Annotated in this window: 1 protein-coding gene; it reads right to left on the bottom strand. The window is 56.9% G+C overall.

Annotated elements, in window-relative coordinates; all coding sequences use genetic code 11:
• A partial coding sequence (locus tag AAIR21_RS27835) for an IS66 family transposase zinc-finger binding domain-containing protein (protein WP_434682834.1) occupies positions 1–534 on the bottom strand: 534 nt, incomplete at both ends.

The following is a 534-nucleotide window of genomic DNA, read 5'->3' as shown; positions in this document are numbered from 1 at the left end:
GCGTGTGCTCCACATATTTTCCGACCAGGATACGGGCCAGCAGGCTGCTGCCCACACGACTGCCTTCTACTGGTTTGGCCGGGAGCGGAGCCTGTACGATAACGTCGCACCGGCTGCAGGCCAGCTTCGGCCGGACCGTTTCGATAACTTTAAAGGCAGTGTTGATGATTTCCAGTTGTTCAGAGAGAGTCTCGCCCATCACCTTCAGCTCTCCACCACAGGACGGGCAGATGCTGTCCGCTGGCAGTAAGGTCTGTGTTTCCCGTGGCAGGTCGGCTGGCAGCGGTTTCCGGGAGGGGGGACGGGCGGGGTTTTCTGGCGTCATTTTCGGCGCTGTCACGGCATCTGTTGGTACATCAGGAGCCGGTTCGTTGACGTTCAGGCAGTTTTTGGCCGCCTCCAGACGGGTCTCAAGCTCTGACAACCGTTTCTCTGCCTGACGGATTTTGTTTTCCAGCTTATTACGGCTCTTTTCCGAACTCTGACCGAACAGCATTCGTCGTAGTTTATCCAGTTGTGCTTTCAGGCGGTTGA

This window comes from Enterobacter sp. PTB (assembly GCF_051130085.1).
In the GTDB taxonomy this organism is placed as follows: domain Bacteria; phylum Pseudomonadota; class Gammaproteobacteria; order Enterobacterales; family Enterobacteriaceae; genus Enterobacter; species Enterobacter ludwigii.
This window is presented reverse-complemented; position numbering and strand designations above follow the sequence as displayed.